The organism is Citrobacter sp. wls718 (assembly GCF_005280945.1).
GTDB lineage: Bacteria > Pseudomonadota > Gammaproteobacteria > Enterobacterales > Enterobacteriaceae > Citrobacter > Citrobacter gillenii.
Genome location: NZ_SZWV01000006.1, coordinates 1 through 4,712 on the forward strand (window position 1 = coordinate 1; position 4,712 = coordinate 4,712).

Annotated in this window: 5 protein-coding genes; 2 read left to right on the forward strand and 3 right to left on the reverse strand. The window is 43.2% G+C overall.

Features of this window, described 5'->3' with window-relative positions; translation table 11 throughout:
* On the forward strand, positions 1 to 352 hold a 352-nt coding region (locus FDW95_RS01280; protein WP_137363389.1), incomplete at its 5' end, for a tail fiber assembly protein.
* 55 nt (positions 353 to 407) lie between these two features.
* On the opposite strand, the gene FDW95_RS01285 is transcribed toward FDW95_RS01280, so the two are convergent.
* From FDW95_RS01285 to FDW95_RS01295, 3 genes are read right to left on the reverse strand one after another with little or no spacing between them, the layout of a single operon-like run.
* Complete coding sequence (locus FDW95_RS01285) at positions 408 to 1,850, reverse strand: glucosyltransferase domain-containing protein (RefSeq protein ID WP_115258911.1); 1,443 nt, start codon at positions 1,848 to 1,850, stop codon at positions 408 to 410.
* Positions 1,851 to 1,863: 13 nt separating this feature from the next.
* A complete protein-coding gene (locus tag FDW95_RS01290) occupies positions 1,864 to 2,775 on the reverse strand; it encodes a glycosyltransferase family 2 protein (RefSeq protein ID WP_115258910.1) in 912 nt (303 codons plus the stop codon).
* Positions 2,772 to 3,134 carry a GtrA family protein gene (locus tag FDW95_RS01295; RefSeq protein ID WP_115258909.1) on the reverse strand — a complete coding sequence of 121 codons (363 nt, stop codon included), beginning with the start codon at positions 3,132 to 3,134 and terminating at the stop codon, positions 2,772 to 2,774. The genes FDW95_RS01290 and FDW95_RS01295 overlap by 4 nt, the downstream gene beginning before the upstream one ends.
* A gap of 428 nt (positions 3,135 to 3,562) precedes the next feature.
* Here FDW95_RS01295 and FDW95_RS01300 point away from each other — a divergent pair.
* Positions 3,563 to 4,683 (forward strand): IS3-like element ISSen4 family transposase gene (locus tag FDW95_RS01300; protein WP_115257876.1). Its coding sequence is split into 2 segments (ribosomal slippage): positions 3,563 to 3,821 and positions 3,821 to 4,683, totalling 1,122 coding nucleotides; the frame shifts between segments, so codons are not numbered across the junction.
* Positions 4,684 to 4,712 lie beyond the last annotated feature (29 nt).

A 4,712-nucleotide genomic window follows, 5' to 3' on the forward strand; every position in this document is an offset into this window, starting at 1 on the left:
TCTACGGGCGTGGGGTCAGTCCACGTTACAAAACCCAATAGGTCTTTCGGTTGCTGAAGTAGATGTACAAGATGTTCCTGCTGATTTCTCTGAACGCTTTCGTGATGGGATATGGCAGTACGAAAACGGGAAAATTACTCCGTGTCCGGTACGGCAATCAGCAATTGCAATGCGTATGCGTGAGGAGGAAATGACAGAGCTTTCCAGCCGCATTACCACGTTAGCAGAGGCACAGGACGACGGTGATATTTCAGACGATGAACTGGTAAAGTTGACGGCGCTACGGGCTAAGCGTGGTGCGTTACGTCGTCTTAACTTGACCTCTGCACCGTATGTTGGGCAGTCGTCATAATCCTGTCTTAACCTAAAGAAAAGCCCTCAAACATCGGTGTGAGGGCTTGTAATAGTTAATTGTTGTATGTTCCTAAAAATACTATGGCAGCGTTATCCGAAATGAATAATGAGTAATATTGATTAGATGTTACTGGTTTGATTCCTTTATTAACCATTTCAATAAGCTGGTTTTTGTTTTCTTGCTCATCACCATAGCCATGCCGTGTTTGTGGCAAGCCTTTGTTGAACAACTGAAAGGAGGCTAAAAACTCAGTTGCTGGAGAAACGAAATAACCTATCAATGGTTTGTTGTCGATTAATAACTTTGCTCTTTCATTTGCATTTAATCGACCTACAGTTCTAATCGAGGTGATTTTTTTATGATTGGCAATGTCTTGTGCAATCATGTTGAAAACAAAATCGTCATATTCTTGTTGTGCTTTCATAGCGTTACCAAGTTGAGCGCTAAAAGCAAGTGAAGCAATAACTGGAAGCAGTGCGACATATTTAATGCGTGGGGTGAAATGCATAACTGGTATAGCAATTATTACCAGTATGACAGAAAAAGAAACTAGTGTACGGGGAAGGACTGGTGCATCCTGAAGTAATACTGTTGGCCCCATAAGCGAGATGATGAATATTAGAAAAGATAGAGTTCCATAAAGAACAAATGATATGATATTTTTTGCGTGTGTGCGGTAAGTTATGAGCATAAACACACAGCTAATTAATATCGGGATTGCGAAGTAAATGTAAACCGGATGATTGAAATAAGAAAGAAACAATGCTTTTAATGAAACCAATGTCCCTGTTAGATGTTCTATTCCCTCTTTATCTAAATGTATTAACTCTGAGCGAGAGTTATGTTTTGGGGAAAAGAAAAGCATGTAGATAAGATAAAAAGATACAAATAAAATTGTTTTCTTGATTATAAATAATGCTGACTCTTTGATTTTTGTATGTTCTTTTATTGCGATGATTATTACATCAATCGCAAGTAAACCAATAAAAATATTAGCACACGGTTGATATAAAGCTAAGGATGCTACTCCTGCTAATAGTTTTACTACAATTTCTAAATTCAGGTTTTTATTTTTATAAGTATATGCCATTACTGCAAGGAAAAATGCAATGGACATTCCAAGGCTATCGTATCTGTAAGCTATATTCTGCAGTATAAAAGGGTTGAAAATTAAAAGTGCGGCAACCATGCTAGCATTAGGTACATCTGATTTCATTAGGTGTTTACTAAGTGCTAGTGAAGATGCCCCTAAAAAGATACAGGATGCGATCATTGTATACGGGAATAGATCAAGGTTATAGTGACCGCTTGCAGAAAAGAACCTTGTCAAAACATCTGCAAAAGGGCGACCTAAACCGCGCCAGCCATAGTAGCCAGTTATAGATCTATCTAAGTCATCCCTGTAATGTATCCCCGCTTGAATTAAAGGGTAAATGAATAACAGGGCCAACCCTGAGTATATGAATAATGCCTTTTTATCAATTTTAGAAAACATTTTAAATTCCATATCATTTTTTTACTATGTAGCGTGGTCGTTGCTTAGTTTCGATATATATTCTACCTATGTACTCGCCGAGCACACCGATTCCAATTAACTGAACACCGCCAAGGAATAGAATTGAAACAATAATAGATGGATATCCTGCTACCGGGTTTCCCCAAAATATTTTGTCTACAATCATCCACGCTCCGTATAAGAAGGATAAAGCGGCGACAAAGAAACCAATGTAAGTCCATATACGGAGTGGAAACGTCGAAAAACTAGTAATACCTTCCAGCGCAAGATTCCACAATTTCCAACCGTTAAATTTAGAGTTACCTGCAATACGTCTTGCTCGAGTATACTCAATAACATCAGTACAGCCACCGACCCAACTTAGGACACCTTTCATAAACAGGTTACGCTCTGGCATGAGCTTGATGTTTTCTACTACATCACGGGACATGAGTCTAAAGTCGCCAACATTCTCTTCGATTTTGGGAACGCTTATTTTGTTGTGCAACTTATAAAACCATTCAGCGGTTTTTTGCTTTAGTTTTCCATCTGTAGAACGGTCGGAACGCTTTGCCAGCACAATATCTGCACCCGAAAGCCATTTCTCTATCATGACCGGAATTACTTCAATTGGATCCTGTAGGTCAACATCGATCGGAATGACTGCTTCACCAGAAGAATAGTCAAGTCCTGCACATATGGCTGGCTCTTTTCCAAAATTACGGGTGAATGAAACAGGAACTACGAGGCTATCAGATACAGCAAGGGCATTGATGATTGATTCGGTTGCGTCTTTGCTTCCATCATTGATAAACACAATTTCAATATCATACTTATTTAGCGCCTCAAGTTCTCGCACTGCCTTATAAAAAATGGGTATTGTATCTTCTTCATTGAAGACTGGCACAATAAGAGAAATTTTCATTTCGGATCCCTAAAAACAATGAACCTGGAGTATAAGAAGCCACATACCAGGCTGATAGAGGAGAACTCTATCAACGTTATGAGAGGGGGTATGTGGTAGTGATCAGATACCTGACCAGAGATAAAGCTCAGTAACCCCATAAAACCAACAAATAGCACATATCTCCGGCTGGTGGCTTTTGCACTAAATGTAAATTTTGCGTTAGCAAAAAATGAAAATGTCACGGCTATCAAAAACGCTAACACGTTGCTCACAGCTTGGTCATATTTCATGATGTACACCATGAAGCTAAAAACAGCCCAGTGTAATGCTGTGTTCACGATGCCCACGGAAATGTAGCGTGATAGTAGATTTATCATTATCTAAACAGACCGAATAGGAAGTGAGCGAGTTTAACATTGATGCAAAACCAGATCGACATTTTGGAGGTAGTTTGACTGGAGTAACTTTATGAAGGAGGTTATGTCGAATGGAAGAGAGTAGCGCCGGCTGATTAGTGAGCTATAGCCAATGTTACCAGCCGGCGCGGATAGTAGTGTAAACAGTCACTGGAAAGACTATTGGAGACGGTGACCAGTAGGGGATTCAATGCCAGCGTTCATGTAATCAATGGCTTTCTTAAGCTCATTGATGAGCGTTACAGCTTTGTCTCGTGAGATGCACATGAAATGATCTGGAAATTCTTTAATTGGCCAGTTTGGTATACAGGCCATGTTTGACCTGCTCCCCGTTGATTAGTACACCCCGATGTTAGTAATGTCTTCATAAGCCACATGAGGACATCCCCATGAAGAAGCGTTTTTCCGACGAACAGATCATCAGTATTCTCCGCGAAGCCGAAGCTGGGGTACCCGCCCGTGAACTCTGCCGCAAGCATGCCATTTCCGATGCCACGTTTTACATCTGGCGTAAGAAGTATGGCGGTATGGAGGTGCCTGAAGTTAAGCGCCTGAAGTCGCTTGAGGAAGAGAACACCAGACTCAAGAAGCTGCTTGCCGAAGCCATGCTGGATAAAGAGGCGCTTCAGGTGGCTCTTGGGCGAAAGTACTGACGACAGACCAGAAGCGGGAAGCCGTGATGTTGATGTGTGATGCGACCGGTCTGTCGCAACGTCGTGCCTGCAGGCTTACAGGTTTATCCCTGTCGACCTGCCGCTATGAGGCTCACCGTCCGGCTGCTGATGCGCATTTATCAGGGCGCATCACTGAGCTGGCACTGGAGCGCAGGCGTTTTGGCTACCGTCGTATTTGGCAGTTGCTGCGCCGTGAAGGGCTTCATGTTAATCATAAGCGCGTGTACCGGCTTTATCACCTCAGTGGCCTGGGCGTAAAACGCAGAAGACGTCGTAAAGGGCTGGCAACAGAACGTCTGCCGCTGCTCCGTCCGGCGGCGCCCAATCTGACCTGGTCGATGGATTTCGTCATGGACGCACTTTCCACCGGTCGCAGGATCAAGTGTCTTACCTGCGTCGATGATTTCACAAAGGAATGCCTGACGGTCACTGTTGCCTTTGGGATTTCAGGCGTTCAGGTCACGCGTATTCTGGACAGCATTGCACTGTTTCGAGGCTATCCGGCGACGATAAGAACTGACCAGGGGCCGGAGTTCACTTGCCGTGCACTGGATCAATGGGCCTTTGAGCATGGTGTTGAGTTGCGCTTAATCCAGCCGGGCAAGCCAACGCAGAACGGATTTATTGAGAGCTTTAACGGACGATTTCGCGATGAATGTTTGAATGAGCACTGGTTCAGCGATATCGTTCATGCTAGGAAAATTATTAATGACTGGCGGCAGGATTATAACGAATGCCGCCCGCACTCCACGCTGAATTATCAGACACCGTCTGAATTTGCAGCGGGCTGGAGAAAGGGTCATTCTGAGAATGAAGATTCCGACGTTACTAACTGAGTGTTGTATCTAATCGTGGGGGCAGGTCA